Annotated in this window: 16 protein-coding genes; 13 read left to right on the forward strand and 3 right to left on the reverse strand. The window is 62.9% G+C overall.

What is annotated here, in order from left to right; all coding sequences use genetic code 11:
• Positions 1-38: 38 nt before the first annotated feature.
• The gene (gene gap, locus V7660_RS01310) at positions 39-1,046 is read right to left on the reverse strand and encodes a type I glyceraldehyde-3-phosphate dehydrogenase (protein ID WP_335601315.1); all 1,008 of its coding nucleotides are present in this window, start codon (positions 1,044-1,046) and stop codon (positions 39-41) included.
• A gap of 183 nt (positions 1,047-1,229) precedes the next feature.
• Between gap and V7660_RS01315 the strand changes: the two genes are divergently transcribed.
• The gene (locus V7660_RS01315; RefSeq protein ID WP_335601316.1) at positions 1,230-2,132 is read left to right on the forward strand and encodes an aldo/keto reductase; all 903 of its coding nucleotides are present in this window, start codon (positions 1,230-1,232) and stop codon (positions 2,130-2,132) included.
• On the forward strand, positions 2,129-3,058 hold the full coding sequence (locus tag V7660_RS01320) for a DMT family transporter (RefSeq protein ID WP_335601317.1): 930 nt from the start codon (positions 2,129-2,131) through the stop codon (positions 3,056-3,058). The genes V7660_RS01315 and V7660_RS01320 overlap by 4 nt, the downstream gene beginning before the upstream one ends.
• 73 nt (positions 3,059-3,131) lie before the next feature.
• On the opposite strand, the gene V7660_RS01325 is transcribed toward V7660_RS01320, so the two are convergent.
• Complete coding sequence (locus V7660_RS01325) at positions 3,132-3,491, reverse strand: hypothetical protein (RefSeq protein ID WP_335601318.1); 360 nt, start codon at positions 3,489-3,491, stop codon at positions 3,132-3,134.
• A gap of 135 nt (positions 3,492-3,626) precedes the next feature.
• Between V7660_RS01325 and V7660_RS01330 the strand changes: the two genes are divergently transcribed.
• The 7 genes from V7660_RS01330 (at position 3,627) to V7660_RS01360 (ending at position 9,673) form a co-directional block, all read left to right on the forward strand.
• On the forward strand, positions 3,627-4,430 hold the full coding sequence (locus V7660_RS01330) for a UDP-2,3-diacylglucosamine diphosphatase (protein WP_335601319.1): 804 nt from the start codon (positions 3,627-3,629) through the stop codon (positions 4,428-4,430).
• A 60-nt stretch (positions 4,431-4,490) separates the two neighbouring features.
• Entirely contained in the window at positions 4,491-7,205 is a 2,715-nt protein-coding gene (locus V7660_RS01335; RefSeq protein ID WP_335601320.1) for a helicase-related protein, read from the forward strand.
• Entirely contained in the window at positions 7,202-7,489 is a 288-nt protein-coding gene (locus V7660_RS01340; RefSeq protein WP_335601321.1) for an RNA-binding S4 domain-containing protein, read from the forward strand. Before V7660_RS01335 ends, V7660_RS01340 begins: the two co-directional genes overlap by 4 nt.
• A complete protein-coding gene (locus V7660_RS01345) occupies positions 7,486-7,932 on the forward strand; it encodes a tellurite resistance TerB family protein (protein ID WP_335601322.1) in 447 nt (148 codons plus the stop codon). Before V7660_RS01340 ends, V7660_RS01345 begins: the two co-directional genes overlap by 4 nt.
• An 85-nt stretch (positions 7,933-8,017) precedes the next feature.
• Positions 8,018-8,362 (forward strand): ferredoxin FdxA, encoded by a 345-nt coding sequence (fdxA, locus tag V7660_RS01350; RefSeq protein ID WP_335601323.1) that lies wholly within the window; start codon positions 8,018-8,020, stop codon positions 8,360-8,362.
• Positions 8,363-8,607: 245 nt separating this feature from the next.
• Complete coding sequence (locus V7660_RS01355) at positions 8,608-9,129, forward strand: CarD family transcriptional regulator (RefSeq protein WP_335601324.1); 522 nt, start codon at positions 8,608-8,610, stop codon at positions 9,127-9,129.
• Positions 9,130-9,403: 274 nt separating this feature from the next.
• On the forward strand, positions 9,404-9,673 hold the full coding sequence (locus V7660_RS01360; RefSeq protein ID WP_335601325.1) for a hypothetical protein: 270 nt from the start codon (positions 9,404-9,406) through the stop codon (positions 9,671-9,673).
• A 54-nt stretch (positions 9,674-9,727) separates the two neighbouring features.
• Here V7660_RS01360 and V7660_RS01365 read toward each other — a convergent pair whose 3' ends face one another.
• Complete coding sequence (locus V7660_RS01365) at positions 9,728-11,299, reverse strand: long-chain-fatty-acid--CoA ligase (protein ID WP_335601326.1); 1,572 nt, start codon at positions 11,297-11,299, stop codon at positions 9,728-9,730.
• A gap of 170 nt (positions 11,300-11,469) precedes the next feature.
• Here V7660_RS01365 and V7660_RS01370 point away from each other — a divergent pair, with 170 nt between their 5' ends.
• From V7660_RS01370 to V7660_RS01385, 4 genes are all read left to right on the forward strand, one after another.
• The gene (locus tag V7660_RS01370; protein WP_335601327.1) at positions 11,470-12,744 is read left to right on the forward strand and encodes a glutamate-5-semialdehyde dehydrogenase; all 1,275 of its coding nucleotides are present in this window, start codon (positions 11,470-11,472) and stop codon (positions 12,742-12,744) included.
• A complete protein-coding gene (locus V7660_RS01375) occupies positions 12,741-13,340 on the forward strand; it encodes a nicotinate-nucleotide adenylyltransferase (protein ID WP_335601328.1) in 600 nt (199 codons plus the stop codon). Before V7660_RS01370 ends, V7660_RS01375 begins: the two co-directional genes overlap by 4 nt.
• Complete coding sequence (locus tag V7660_RS01380; RefSeq protein ID WP_335601329.1) at positions 13,337-14,089, forward strand: HesA/MoeB/ThiF family protein; 753 nt, start codon at positions 13,337-13,339, stop codon at positions 14,087-14,089. Before V7660_RS01375 ends, V7660_RS01380 begins: the two co-directional genes overlap by 4 nt.
• Positions 14,090-14,155: 66 nt before the next feature.
• Positions 14,156-15,172, forward strand: a complete 1,017-nt coding sequence (locus tag V7660_RS01385; protein WP_335601330.1) for an alpha/beta fold hydrolase — start codon at positions 14,156-14,158, stop codon at positions 15,170-15,172.
• The last annotated feature ends 2 nt before the right edge of the window (positions 15,173-15,174 follow it).

Below are 15,174 nucleotides of genomic sequence, written 5' to 3' on the forward strand. Positions count from 1 at the left end.
AAGAGCGCCTCCCGGCCAGGAGGCGCTCTCGAAAGGCTTTAGATGAGTTTCGACATGGCGAGCGCGGTGTCGCTCATGCGGGTCGCGAAGCCCCACTCATTGTCATACCAGGACAGGACACGCACCATCGTGCCTTCGATCACCTGCGTCTGGTCGAGCGCGAAGGTGGACGAGTGCGGATCGTGGTTGAAGTCCGAGGAGACGAGCGGCTTGTCGGTATAGCCGAGGACGCCTTTCATCGGGCCGTCAGCGGCGGCCTTGATGGCGGTGTTGATCTCTTCAACCGTGGTCGGCTTGCCGGCATCGAAGACGAGGTCGATCATCGAGACGTTTGGCGTCGGGACGCGGATGGCGGAGCCGTCGAGCTTGCCCTTCAGTTCCGGCAGGACGAGGCCAACAGCTTTCGCCGCGCCGGTCGAGGTCGGGATCATGGACATCGCCGCCGCGCGACCGCGATAAAGATCCTTGTGCATCCGGTCGAGGGTTGGCTGGTCGCCAGTATAAGAGTGGACCGTCGTCATGTAGCCGCGCTTGATGCCGACCGTATCGTTCAGAACCTTGGCGACCGGGGACAGGCAGTTCGTGGTGCAGGACGCGTTGGAGACGACGAGGTCATCCTTGGTGAGCGTGTCATGGTTGACGCCAAAGACGATGGTCTTGTCGGCATTGGTGGCCGGAGCCGAGACCAGGACGCGCTTTGCGCCAGCCTTCAGATGGGCAGAGGCCTTTTCCTTGTCGGCGAAGATGCCGGTACATTCCATCGCGATATCGATGTCCAGCTCGGCATGCGGCAGGTCAGCGGGGTCGCGCACGGCAGTGCAGAGGAATTTGCGGCCGCCGACGATGATTGTGTCACCGTCCACTTCAACCGGCTGGTTCAACCGGCCATGCACGGAATCATACTGCAGGAGGTGGGCATTGGTGGCCACAGGGCCGAGGTCGTTGATGGCGACGACTTCGATGTCCTTGCGGTCATGCTCGATGATGGAACGCAGAACGAGACGGCCAATGCGGCCAAAACCATTGATTGCAACGCGAACGGCCATGAAAGATCTCCTTTGGAGCGGCAGGCTATAAATCTGCTGGCCCTTTACGATGCCCGCGCAATTTCGTCCACCCGCCTGCTATGCGGCTTCCCGCCGCCGACTGCCTGTTTACGGTAACAGCGATCAGGCGTGGACTTGGCCTCACCCGCCTCGTATTGCCTGAACCCCAGAGGAGCGGAAGTGATGCGTCAGGTAGAGATCGGAGCCAGCGGCCGGCGCGTTGGAGCGTTGGGCTTTGGATGCTGGCGCTTCCTAGGACATGAGCTGGCTCAGGCCGAGACGCTGGTCGAAACCGCGCTGGATCTCGGCATGACCCTGATTGATACCGCCGACATTTACGGTTTTGGTGGGGCAGGATTCGGCGCGGCCGAAGCCTTGCTCGGCGAGGTCCTGAAGGCCGATCCTGCCCGCCGGGGCCGGATGGTGCTGGCCACCAAGGGCGGGATCATTCCGCCGGCGCCGTACAATTCCAGCCGCGCCTATCTCATTGAGGCCTGCGAAGCGTCGCTTGCGCGTCTCGGTGTCGAGCAGATCGATCTCTACCAGATTCATCGCCCTGACCTGCTGACTCCCTGGGAAGAGGTCGCGGGCGCGCTGGACACGCTGATCGCCGACGGCAAGATTGCGGCGGCCGGGATTTCGAACTTCACCATTGCGCAGGGCCGCGCGCTGCAGGCGCATTTGGGGTCCAGGATTGTCAGCACGCAACCCGAATTCTCGGCGCTCCAGCTCCTGCCGATGGATGATGGCACGCTGGACTGGTGCCAGGAGACCGGCGCGGCAGCGCTGGTCTGGTCGCCGCTGGCCGGGGGGCGGCTGGGGGAGGGGTATGTGCCGCAGGCGGATGACCCGGCTTGCCTTGCAGATGTCCACGCGGCGCTGGACCGGATTGCTTCCACGCATGGCGCGCGCCGGAGCGATGTGGCGCTGGCGTTCCTCCTGAGGCATCCGGCGCGGCCTGTCGTGTTGCTTGGCACGCAGACGCCAAATCGCCTGAAGGCCGCGATACGGGCACTCGAAATCGACCTCAGCCGGCAGGATTGGTACAGCATCACCGAGGCGTCGCGCGGCGCGCCGATGCCATGAAGGGGCCCCAGCTTCAAAGCCGCTCTGCCGCCGATTGGGGGCTGTTTGCCCTGCTGACCCTGTTCTGGGCGGGCGCGTATGCGCTCACCCGAGTGGCCGTGGACAAGGGCAATCCGGATATGGGCCTGCCGGTTGCCTGGGTGTTGCCGGGACGGCTGACGATTGGGGCGATCGTCTTGTGGATCATGATGCTGGTGCGCGGGCAGAGATTGCCATCCTTCAAGGATCGCAAGCGGTGGCTCGCAATTGTCGGCATGGGGCTCGCCGGGTCTGTCTTTCCCTTCTTCCTGATCACGACGGCGCAGGAGACGGTGAATTCCAGCCTCGCTGCGCTCTACACGGCGGCGGTTCCGATCTTCGTGGTGAGTGGGGCGACCTTTCTGTTTGCGGATGAACGCATGAATCGCGGGACGGCGATTGGCGTGCTGACCGGCTTTGCCGGGGTGGCGGTCCTGTTCGGGCCGGACGCCATTAAGGGCCTCGGCAATGCGACGGTGGTAGCGCAGCTGCTGCTGATCCTCGCCACGATGAATTATGCCCTGTCCAGCCTGATGGCGCGCGGGGCGCCGAAGATCGCGGCCATTCCGTTTGCCACCGGTTTTGTCACGCTGGCGGCATTGGTGTCGTGGCCGCTGGCCTTCACGGTGCACCCGTCCGAGGTCAATGCCGACTGGACGCACTGGGCGGCGGTGGTTGGCCTGGGCGTGATACCGACCGCGATTGCACAGGCGCTCTACATGTTCCTGATCGCGCGGACGAGCGCGACCTTCCTGTCCCTGACGGGCTATGCGATCCCGGTGGTCAGCGCCGTGCTGGGCTGGGTCTTCTTCCGGGAGACGCAGAGCTGGCAGGCGCTGATTGCCTTCACCCTGATCCTGGGCGGCGTCTGGCTCGCCCGGCGCGGCGGCGGCGTGAAGGCAGGCTAGACCTGTTCCTGCACATGCGACGCCCGTGAAGGCGCTCGGAGGGACGGCTGAGTTTTCACCGGGAGACTGCGGGTCAGGTATCGGGGCGCGGCAGGAGCGTATCGGTCGCGCAAAGTCTCAGTCGTGCCGGAAGGGTGCGAGCTGGCCGCAGCCGCTCACCCATTGGCATGACCGCATCGGCTTCGCCCATCGCCATCAGGAAAGCCTTCGAGGGCTCGAAGGCGAGCGGGTCAGGTCGGGCGGTGCCCGGCACATCCCCGACAGCCACAATATCCACCGCTCCACGCGGCGAAATGCGCACCAGCATGGCGCGCGCATCCCGCCTTATGTGGCGCACATGAAAGGTGAGGATCACGATCTGCAGCCAGATCCAGAACCGGTGCGGCTGGAGGTGCGGGGGCAGGTTTCGCAGGGTGGCGAAGGCGTGGTCCATGTGCCCATTATACCTCCGCCTGCGGAGGGGGAGGATAAGTCTTTTTCTTCCCCCTGTTTTTATTGCGGTTTTATGACGAAATTGGGGGATAAATTGTCATAAAACTCATACCGAACGGGATTAAGGGCCGTCATCATGACCCGTCCTGATTATCGCTCGATTTTCATTTCCGATGTGCATCTCGGCAGCGCCGGATGCCAGGCCGATGCGCTGTGCGCCTTCATGAAGACGCATACGTCCGAACAGCTCTATCTGGTCGGCGACATCATTGATGGCTGGCGGATGCGCAAGAAATGGTTCTGGCCGCAATCCCATACCAATGTCATCCGCCGTATCCTGACGGCTGCGAAGCGCGGCACGGATGTGACCTATATCATCGGGAACCATGACGAGTTCCTGCGCGCCTTCCTGCAATTCCGGCTCGCCTTTGGCGATATCAAGGTGAAGAACCGCGCGGTGCATGAGGGCGAGGACGGCAAGCGCTATCTCGTCGTGCATGGCGACATGTTCGACGGCATGATGCGAGCCGACCGCAAATGGATCATGCATCTGGGCGACCATGCCTATAATTTCCTGCTCTGGACCAATACCAAGCTGAACGCGATCCGCCGCTGGTTCGGGATGCCCTACTGGTCGCTGTCACAGGCCCTGAAGAAGCGCACCAAGCGCGCGCTGAACCATATCCACAATTTCGAGGGCCATGTGGCCGACTATTGCCGCCGCAAGGAATATGATGGCGCGATCTGTGGCCACATCCATGTCGCCGAGATGCGCGACATTGACGGCATCACCTACATGAATGATGGCGACTGGGTGGAGAGCTGTACCGCCCTCGTCGAGCATCATGACGGACGCTGGGAACTCCTCCACTTCCAGCCGCATGTGGTGAAGGAAAAGGCGCCCACCGCCGAGCCTGCCCGCGTCGAGGTGATGGCCTGATCTGCGCCGGGTTTGAGCCCTCGGCTTGACTTCCCCTCGATCCGCCGCCACGCAACGTCGATGAGTTCCACCCTGAAGGCCATTCTCGGCCCCACCAATACCGGCAAGACGCACTACGCCATCGAGCGGATGACAGGATTCGGCACCGGCATGATCGGCCTGCCGCTGCGCCTGCTTGCGCGCGAGGTCTATGACCGCGTGGTCGAGCGCAAGGGCCCGGCCCATGTCGCGCTGATTACTGGCGAGGAGCGGATTGTTCCGCCTACGGCGCGCTATTGGGTGTGTACCGTGGAATCCATGCCGACCGACCTGAGAGTGGATTTTGTCGCGATTGACGAGATCCAGCTGGCCGAGGACCAGGACCGGGGCCATGTCTTTACCGACCGCATCCTCAATCTGCGCGGCAATCACGAGACGTTGCTGCTTGGCAGTGACACGATGCGCGGTGTGCTGCGGACGCTGGAACTGGGCGCGGAGACCGAGCCGCGCGAGCGCTTTTCCGAGCTGCGCTATATCGGCCATACCAAGATCACAAAGCTGCCGAAACGGACGGCCATCGTCGCGTTCAGCGCCGATGAGGTCTATGCGATTGGCGAGCTGCTGCGCCGCCAGAAGGGCGGGTCGGCCATCGTCATGGGGGCGCTCAGCCCGCGCACGCGCAATGCGCAAGTTGAGCTCTACCAGTCCGGCGAGGTCGATTATATCGTTGCCACGGATGCCATCGGCATGGGGCTGAACCTGGATGTGGACCGGGTCGTGTTTGCCTCGCGCTCGAAATTCGACGGCCGCCGCCACCGCCTGCTGACGCCTGCGGAATGCGCGCAGATTGCGGGCCGGGCAGGGCGGTTCCGGACCGATGGTGAGTTCGGCGAGACGGCGACTTGCCCGCCCTTTGACGAGGCCACATGGCAGGCCATCGAGGCGCACCGTTTCGATCCGGTCGATCATCTGCAATGGCGCAATTCGGCGCTGGATTTCTCCAGTCTGCGCCGCCTGATCCTGAGCCTGGAAAAGCCGTCCGGCCATCCCGCCCTGATCCACAATCCCCATGCGCTGGACGAATGGGTGCTGCGCCGGATGGCGGAAGATGCGGCCATCGGGCCGAATATTGCCGGCGCGCGGCAGGTGCGGCGGTTGTGGGACCTCGCCCGGCTTCCCGATTTCCGCAAGGCGGGGCCGGAAGGCCATGCGCGGCTCGTGCTTGGGCTGGCGGAGACGCTGGCCGACCCGGATGCGCGCCTGTCCGACAAGGGCCTGGAGCGGCGTCTGGATGATCTCTCCTCGACCGAGGGCGATATTGCGAAGCTGCAGCAGCGCCTTGCCAATATCCGGACCTGGACCTATGCCGCCCATCGGCCGGACTGGCTGGAAAACCCGGAAAAATGGCAAGACCGTACGCGGGAGATTGAAGACTCCCTGTCAGACGCGCTACACGAAGCGCTCACTGCCCGGTTTGTGGACCGGCGAACAACGGCTTTGCTAGCCAGCCTGAAGAAGGAAGACGCTCTCGTGACCGAATTGACCCCGGAAGGTGATGTCCGTGTGGAAGGCCATGTTGTCGGACGCCTGAAAGGCCTGACCTTCGAGCCTGTGCTGGATGCCCGGACGCTGGAAGGCAAGGCTGTGCGCGGCGCGGCGCAGGCCGCTGTGCGCCCGCTGATCCTGGAGCGGCTGTCGCTGATCGTGGCGGCCCCGGATGATGCCTTCAAGCTGAATGATGAAGGCCAGATCGAACATATCAATTCGCCGGTCGCGCACTTGACCAAGGGATCGGGCTGGATGGCCCCCCGGGTCGAGATTGTCGGCGCGGCGGAAGTCGACCCGGCCGAGCGGGAAGCGGCGCGCCAGCGGCTGGAGCAATGGGCCGTGGCCGAGATTGCCCGCCTCCTGCCGACGCATACCAAACTCGCTGTCGACAAAGCCGGCGATGCGCTGGAAGGGCTCGCGCGCGGCATTGCGTATCGTGTGCTGGAGACCGGCGCGGCGGTCGATCTGCGCCAGGATGATCCGGGCCTGCGCCTGACGGGAGAGCAGCGCGAAGCCCTGAAGGGCATTGGCGTGCGGGCGGGCCGTGTCGCTGCGCATGTGCCGGATGCGCAAAAACCTGCGGGCCAGCGCATGATCGCCATCCTGCGCGCCGTGTTCGAAGGCCAGCCCTTCCCGCTGGCCCCGGAAGGGGCAGGATCCTTTGCGCTCGACGGTACCTGGCCCGAAGAAGCGCTGGCCGCGAATGGCTATCTGCGCTTTGGCCGCCGGGCCGTGCGCGCAGACCTTGCCGAACGTCTCGGCTGGGAGATCGCCAAACGCCGCAAGGAAGCCGGCAAGAATGCCTTCCCGATCGAGATCGACCTGGCTTCTGTCGTGTCGTGCCCGGCCGATGACTGGCCGGCCGTGCTGAAGGGCTTCGGCCTCGCACCGGCGGAAAAGGACAAGGAAACCGACGCCATTGTGCTGTGGCGCTATGCGTCGCGGGCACGCCCGGAGGGGCGCCCTGAAGGGGGCCGTCCGCAAGGTGGGCGCAACCAGTCTGCCGGCGGCAGAGGCCCGAAAGGCCCACGCGGGCCGAAGCCGCAGGGCGGCGGCGGACGCGCCAATTCACGGCAATCGCGCCAGCCGGATCCGGACAGTCCGTTCGCGGCGCTTGCGGCCCTGTTGCCCGAGCCCAAGCCCGCGGCCAGCAAGCCGAAGAAAAAGAAGCGCAAGCCGAAACCCAAGGCAGAGGCCGCAGCAGCGGGCGCAGCTGAGTCAGGCTTCGAGTACAAGCCCTTTCAATGACGGACACGCCGACGCTGCGCTTGGATGTGTGGCTGTGGCGGGCGCGGTTTTTCAAGACCCGGGCCCTTTCCGGATCCCATGTCCGCAAGCGGGGCGTGCGGCTGACCCGCCACGGCCAGACGCGGCGCGTTAACAAGCCCGGTACGGCAATTTGCGGCGGAGATGTTGTCACGCTCGCACGAGGCGCGCATATCAGGACCGTTGAAGTGCTGGATTTGGGCACGCGGCGAGGACCGGCAGAAGAGGCGGCGGCGCTGTACAGGACGCTGGAGACCGACACATGATGAACGCGCTGAAGAATTTCTTCCGGCAGAAGACCCCCGCCGAAAAGCCGATGGACCCGCAGGTCGCGGCGGCGGCGCTGCTGGTCGAGGCAGCCTTGTCGGACGGGGTCTATGTGAACATTGAGAGCGACATGATCGCCGAAATCCTGCTGGAAGCGTTCAAATTCGACGCCGACAAGGCCGATGCGGTGCTGGCCGAAGGTGAGGCACTGGCCGAAGAGGCGGTCGGCTCGCACCAGTTCACCAAGCATGTGAAGAAGCTTCCCGTCGAGGAGCGGATCTCGATCATTGAGGGCCTCTACCGGGTGGCGCTGGCCGATGGCGAGAAGAGCGACATCGAGGACGCCTATATCCGTCATGTCGCCTCGCTGCTGCATATCGATGACATTTCCCGGGCCCAGGCGCGTCAGGCGGCTGAAAAGCGGATCGCTGACGCTTCCTGAAGACTCCTGTCAGATACCCTCATTGACATGCGCGCCTGCGCGCGCCATTTCGCCCGTGCACAAACCCCAGAAGGCCTGCCTGCCCATGACCTACATTGTCGTCGACGCCTGTATCCGCTGCAAATACATGGATTGCGTCGAGGTTTGCCCTGTCGACTGCTTCTATGAAGGCGAGAACATGCTGGTCATCCACCCGGATGAGTGCATCGATTGCGGCGTGTGCGAGCCGGAATGCCCGGTCGAGGCGATCAAGCCCGATACCGAGGACGATCCGGACGCCAAATGGCTGAAGCTGAATACCGAGTATGCCAAGACCTGGCCAAACATCACCCGGATGAAGGAACCGCCGGCAGACCGGGAAGAATTTGCGCAGGAAACCGGTAAGCTGGAGAAGTATTTCAGCCCGAAACCTGGTGAAGGCGACGCCTGAATTAGGTCGTCCGAACCCTGATTTTGCTGGACTTCTCAATAAACGTTAACAAAATCAGCGGCCTTGGGAACTTTACTTCTGGTTAGCATCTGGGCGTGTCTGTTGAAAAAGCTGCACATTTATGCTATCGTTCAGACTTGAGTAACAACTGACAAGAGCCGGAAACTTCAACTCAGACCGTCAAGTGCGTCGGACTGAGGGGATTTTTATCGGCTCAAAATGCGTAGAAAAGGGCGATATCCAACATGGCTAAAAAAGCATCTGCGGAACTGGCGTTTGAAGTGGGTCAAAGCGTCGTTTACCCCGCACACGGGGTGGGCAAGATCACGAGCGTTGAGAAGCAGACTGTGGCCGGCATGGACCTGGAGGTCTATGTGGTGTCCTTTGATCAGGACAAAATGATCCTTCGCGTTCCAACCAACCGCGCCGAAGCTTCCGGCATGCGGGCGCTGGCTGGCTCCAAGCTGGTCGAAGACGCGCTGAAGACGCTGGGTGGCCGCGCGCGCATCAAGCGGACCATGTGGTCGCGCCGGGCTCAGGAATATGAAGCCAAGATCAATTCCGGTGATCTGATCTCCATCGCGGAAGTCGTGCGCGACCTTCACCGCGGCGAAGACCAGCCGGAGCAGTCCTATTCCGAGCGCCAGCTGTATGAAAGCGCCCTGGACCGGATGGCCCGCGAACTCGCCGCCGTCGAGAACATCGAAAAAGTCGATGCCATGGAAAAACTGGCAGAATCTCTCGCAAAGAAGAAAGTGGCTGCTTAAGCCTCCAACTCCTTTCGATCATGCAGAACCCCCGTACGGCCGCCTCGCCGTGCGGGGGTTTTTCATGTCCGAAGCCCTCAAATTGCATCAATCATGAACAACCGGGCCCGGAATATTAAAATAGCCGGGGTTTCGGCAGGTTCCTGTTAACCATACGGCAAAGGAGAGCGGGCACTCTTTGCCTGTCGCCGGAATGCTCCGGTGGCGGATGGATGCCTTGGCTGACATGCCCGAAACAGGGTGGCGGCGAAGGCCGGGTGACAGGAGAAACAAGATGCCCTTTTCGGATATTGAAATACAGCCAGGTGGCCTGCTGGGCGCCGACGCGAATGCAGATGAATTCTACCAGGCCGGCCTCGCCTGTGCCGCGGGTCTTGAATCAGAGATGGATCTGATCTCTGCGCACAAATGGTTCAACCTCGCCGTGTCCAAGGGTCATGAAGAGGCCCGGATTCAGCGTCAGGAAATGGCTGACATGCTGAGCACGGATGAGGTCAAGGTTGCGCTGTCTGCTGCGCGCGACTGGCTGAGCCTCGCCAACTAGGCCTTGATGATCAGGTGCGGACGGCGCGGGGACGTCGCGCCATCCGCCTTCTGATCAGCTGATACGCCGCGCCTGATCCTTCCAATAGGTCTCGCGCAAATCCTTGCGCAGGATCTTGCCGGACGGATTGCGGGGCAGGGCCTCGATGAATTCAACCGTCTTCGGGCATTTGTAGCCGGCAATGCGTTCGCGCGCCCAGGCGATGATGCTGTCCTGGGTCGGGTCTTCACCCGGCTTGACGACCACAATTGCCTTGACAGCTTCGCCCCATCTCTCGTCAGGCACGCCTATGACCGCCACGTCCGCCACGGCGGGGTGGCCGAAGATCGCATTCTCGACTTCTGCCGGGTAGATGTTCTCGCCGCCGGACACGATCATGTCCTTTACGCGGTCATGGATGTAGAGAAATCCGTCCTCGTCGAAATAGCCTGCATCCCCGGTACGGAAGAAGCCGAACTCGTCGATGGAGTCCTTGGTGGCATCCGGACGGTTCCAGTATCCCTTCATGACAAAGGCCGCCTTGATGGCGATCTCGCCGACCTCGCCGGTCGGAACCGAATTGCCGTCCGCGTCGAGGCAGCGCACGATCGTTGCCGGATAGGGCACACCGCACGAGCGCAGCTTGCCCCAGGCCGGGTCATGCGCTTCCGGGGGCAGGTAGGTGCCGCAGCCGCCTGTCTCGGTCAGGCCGTAAAGCTGTGTGAAGCGGGCGCCCATGATCTCCTTGGCATCCAGCAAAAGGCTCTCGGCAATCGGGGAGGCGCCATAGAAGACCTGCTTCAGGCTGGACCAGTCCAGATCGCGGACCTTCGGCATCTGGGTCAGCATCAGGATGACGGCCGGTACCCAGAAGGCATGCGCGATCTTGTGCTCTGGGATCAGTTTCAGGATCAGCGCCGGGTCGATCTCGCGCAAGACAACGGCCTTGGCGCCCTGGGCCGCCGTCAGGATACCGATGTTTACCCCCGCCACATGGAAGAGGGGCATCGCGTTCATCACGGCGTCGCCGACATCATAGCTGGCCCATTCCAGCATCCCGGCCTGTTCGAAGACGGCGCGGTAATTGCCATTCGTCAGCTGCACGCCCTTGGGCATGCCGGTCGTGCCGGATGTGTAGAGCTGGATCACATCGTCGCCATCGCGCGTCTTCAGGCCGGGCGGATCTGTCAGCTGGCTGTCGCGCCAGACGGTGTAGGCCTTCCAGTCGTCCCGCTCGCCATCAATTGCGATGATATGTTCGAGGTCCGGCAATTCAGCACGGATCTGGTCGATCAGGCCATAGAAATCCTTGCCGACGAACAGGACTTTGACGCGCGCGTCCGACAGGATGAATTTCACTTCCGGCGGGGCGAGGCGCGTATTGACCGCGGTCATCGTCGCACGGGCCTTGGCAGCGCCGAACAGCATCTCGTAATAGACGGCCATGTTCTTGGCGAGATAGCCGACCCGGTCGTCCGGTTTCACGCCGAGCCCGATCAGGCCATTGGCGATCTGGGTCGAGCGTGTCTCCAGTTCCGCGAAACTTGTGGTCTCGCCCTCGAACCAGAAGGCGGTATCGGCGGGCCGGATATTGGCCTGGACGCGCGGAATGTCGGCAAGATGAGGCATCGCCTCTACGTCGATCATGGGGTTCCTCCGGGATAATTCTTGTTTCCTCCTCTTCATTCTAGGGCAAATTCCGGAAGAGTCAGCCCGCCTGCGACTGCTGAAATCATTGGGGAGGCTGGCATGGGTGGCGTTTCGGCGTCTTGCGGTCTGCCCGGCTTTCCGGCACATCCCTTGGCATGACAGACACGATGACCACAGACTCCGCCACTCTTGCCGAAACCATGCTGGACATGGGCCGCCGCGCCCGCGCCGCCTCGCGCAAGCTGGGCCAGATGACGCCGGCGGATCGCACACGCGGCCTGACCGCCGTGGCAGGCGCCATTCGCGCGGACGCAGCCAAGATCCTGGCGGCGAATGAGCAGGACATGGAGGCTGCGCGGGAAAAGGGGCTGGACGCGGCCATGCTGGACCGTCTGGCGCTGGATGCGGCGCGGCTGGAGGGCATTGCCTCCAGCGTCGAAGCCGTGGCCGGCTTGCCCGACCCCATTGGCAAGGAACTCGCCCGGTGGGAGCGGCCGAACGGCCTCGACATTGCGCGGGTGGCTGTGCCCCTCGGCGTGATCGGCATCATCTATGAAAGCCGCCCGAACGTCACCGCCGATGCCGGAGCGCTCTGCCTGCGCTCGGGCAATGCGGCGATCCTGCGTTGCGGGTCTGAAAGCACGCGCTCGTCCCGCGCGATCATCACCGCCATGCGCGGCGCGCTGAAGGCCGAGGGCTTGCCGGAAGACGCGGTGCAACTGGTGATGACAACCGACCGCGCCGCCGTCGGCCACATGCTGGGGGGGCTCGAAGGCAATGTAGACGTAATCGTCCCGCGCGGTGGGCGCAGCCTGGTCGAGCGTGTCCAGAAGGATGCGCGCGTGCCGGTGATCGGCCATCTGGAAGGACTTTGCCATGTCATCGTCGACAAGGCGGCTGATCCGGAGAAGGCGGTCTCCATCGTCGTCAACGCCAAGATGCGCCGGACCGGGGTTTGCGGATCGGCGGAGACGCTGCTGGTCGATGCAGCAGTAGCGGATACTCTGTTGCCGAAGATCGCGACGGGGTTGATCGAGGCCGGGTGTGAGTTGCGCGGCGATGACCGCGCCCGCGCCATCGTGCCGACGATGGTTGAGGCAACCGAGGCAGACTGGTCGACGGAATATCTCGCGCCGATCCTTGCGGTAGCGGTCGTGAACGACCTGACAGCAGCGCTCGACCATATCGGCACCTGGTCGTCCGGCCATACCGAATGCATCATCACCGAAGATGACGCCGCTGCGGCGCGTTTCTTCGCGACCGTCGACAGTGCGATCCTGCTGCACAATGCGTCCACGCAATTCGCGGATGGCGGCGAGTTCGGCATGGGCGCCGAGATCGGGATTGCCACCGGCCGCATTCATGCACGGGGACCAGTCGGGGCCGAGCAGTTGACGACCTACAAATATATCGTGCGCGGGACCGGGCAGGTTCGTCCTTGAGCAGGGCCTTCCTACCGGGACCCTCGGCCGGGCTGCGCATCGGCCTGTTCGGCGGCAGTTTCAATCCGGCGCATTCCGGACATTTCCATGTCGCCTCCACCGCCATGAAGCGGCTCCGGCTCGATTGGGTGTGGTGGATCGTGGCGCGCGGCAATCCGCTGAAGACCGGACACGGAGATTTCTCGAACCGGTTCCAGTCGGCCGCTGCCGTCGCGGATCATCCCCGGATGCGGGTAACGGATATCGAAGCGCGGCTGGGCCTGACCTATTCCTATCGCACGCTGTCCACCCTGACCGCAGCCGCGCCGGAAGCGAAATTCGTCTGGCTGATGGGCGCGGACAATATGGTCAATTTCCATCTCTGGGGCGAATGGCAGGACATTGCCGACATGATGCCGATTGCGATTGTGGCGCGGCCCGGCATTGGCCCCGGCGCCCGCAATTCGCCCTTCGCCCGTCGCTTTGCCGCAAGCCGGATACCGGAAGCTGCCGCGCCGATGCTTGCAGATTGTGATCCGCCGGCCTGGGCTTATTTGCCAGCGCCGCTTGATCCGATCTCGTCGACCGCCATCCGCCAGAAGAAAGCAGGACAATGAGCCTTAGCCCGGAAGATCTCGCCCGCCACAAGCGCCACATCATGTTGAAGGAGATCGGCGGGCCGGGCGTCCAGAAGCTGCGCGCGGCGACCGTGTCGATTGTCGGGGCAGGGGCCCTGGGCGGGCCCTGCGCCATGTTTCTTGCGGCTGCCGGCATTGGCCAGATCGAAATCTGGGATGAGGACATTGTGGAGCGGTCAAACCTCCAGAGGCAGGTCCAGTTCGGCGAACGGGATCTCGGCAAGGCCAAGGTCGAGGTCATGTCAGCCCGTCTGTCGGCCGATCATCCGTCTACTCAGTTCAGGGGACGCCGCAAGCGATGGGCGCCGAATGACGCGCTGGCGGGAAGCGTGCTGGTCGACGCGACGGATAATTTCCAGACCCGCTATGCCCTGAACCGCGTGGCGCATCTGAACGAGCGGCCTCTGGTGCATGGGGCGGCGGCGGGCTGGACGGGGCAGGCCAGCGTGTTTGCTTCAGGCTGCCGGGAGGGTGCGCCATGCTATCGGTGCTGGGTGCCCGAGACGCCGCCGGATGCAGAAGCGTGTGATGAAGTGGGCGTTGTGGGTCCGGTGACCGGAATGGTCTCTACCCTGATGGCTCTCGAAGTGCTCAAGCTTGTGACCGGCGCAGGTGAGCCTTTGATCGGCCAGATCGTCTTGATCGAGGGCTTGTCTGCCGACCTCAGGAAAGTCCGGTTGCGAAGCGATGCAACCTGTAGTGTCTGCGGCACTGAACGCGCGATTTGACTTGCTGCCGCGAGGGAGGCTTAGTGCCGCTCACCTGATTTTGGAAGAGCGGGAGCCGGGAACAAGATGAAACGATTGCTAGTCGTGCTGGTGACGGTTGCGATCATTCTGACGGCGGGCTGGCTGATGCTGCGTCGCCCTGACATTTCCTACAACACGCTGGAATCCGTCTATTCTAAATCGAACAGCCGTTACCTGAAAAGCGGCAGCAAGATCGTGTTGCATTTTACCGATACCGGACCGCGTGACGCGCCGACCCTGGTGCTCGTACATGGCTATTCCGCTTCCCTGAACACGTGGGATGCGTGGGCTCGCAAACTGCGCAAGGATTACCGGGTCATCCGGCTGGACCTGCCCGGTCATGGTCTGTCGCGCTGCGTTGACAATGACGAGATCGGCATTGAGCAATTCATCACCAGTATTGATCGCGTGACTAACTCGCTCAACGTGGACCAGTTCACCCTGGTTGGCAGTTCGATGGGAGGGCATACCGCCTGGGCCTATGCACTCGCGCATCCGGAAAAGCTGGACGGTCTGGTCCTTGTGGATTCGGCTGGCTGGCTCGACGCCCCCGGCGAGGGCGACAAGGAGCCAATGATCTTCAAGCTGTTGCGGAATGGCCTTGCCCGCAATGTGATGAAGGATCTCGACATGTCGGCGCTGATCCGGGCGGGCCTGGAAGACAGTTTTGCGGACCCCGCTCTGGTCACGGACGAAATGGTGGAGCGTTATTCGGCGATGTCGCGTGCCCCCTGTCATCGCGAAGCCCTGCTCAAGCTCATGAGCGGCACCACGCTGCGAGTGCCGGCATCAAAAGAAGCGCTTGGTGAAATTGCCCTGCCGACGCTGATCCAGCATGGCGGCGGTGACAATCTGGTCCCGGTGTCTCATGCGAAGAAATTTGCGGAGGCCATTCCCGGTTCGAAACTCATCATCTATCCGGAGACCGGGCACATCCCTCAGGAAGAAGTGCCGGCTGCGTCGGTTGAAGATTTGAAAATCTTCCTCGAGTCAGTTTATGCGGAACCTGAGACCGGGCCGGAATCAGAGGCAGAGCCGCTGGGCGGTCCGGGCGGGCAATAGAC

This window comes from Hyphomonas sp. (assembly GCF_036964145.1).
Classification (GTDB): Bacteria; Pseudomonadota; Alphaproteobacteria; order Caulobacterales; family Hyphomonadaceae; genus Hyphomonas.